The 360-nt window shown below is 59.2% G+C and carries 1 pseudogene; it reads right to left on the bottom strand.

From position 1 onward, the window contains the following. Positions 1-233 (bottom strand): annotated as a pseudogene (locus I6F33_RS38140) (DUF3141 domain-containing protein); the annotation flags it as partial. Between the last annotated feature and the right edge of the window lie 127 nt (positions 234-360).

Below are 360 nucleotides of genomic sequence, written 5' to 3'. Positions count from 1 at the left end.
ACGATGGGTCCTGTCAAGTCAGGGTTTGTTGCGGCGAGAACGAGGGTCGCCCAGCCTGCTTGGCAGTTGCCGATAATGGCCGGCAGAGGCGCGCGCGGATGCCGGCGGATCACTTCTCGAACAAACGTCGCTTCCGCATAGGCCACATCAGAGAGTTGCTGATCCTGCTCTGGCTCGCGACGGAAGCTCACCAGATAAACTGGATGACCTTCGCGCAATGCGACGCCGAGCTGTATAGCGCGACAATCTGGGTGGGAAGCGCACGACAATCAGGATGGCGAGTCGGTGTCGCGGCGAGGTGATGATTGCCGCGTTAATTGTCGCGCGCAAGAGTTTTTTGAACTCTGATTGTCGCGGAGC

Origin of the sequence: Bradyrhizobium sp. BRP20, assembly GCF_020194215.1 — a bacterium.
Taxonomy (GTDB): Bacteria; Pseudomonadota; Alphaproteobacteria; order Rhizobiales; family Xanthobacteraceae; genus Bradyrhizobium; species Bradyrhizobium yuanmingense.
This window is presented reverse-complemented; position numbering and strand designations above follow the sequence as displayed.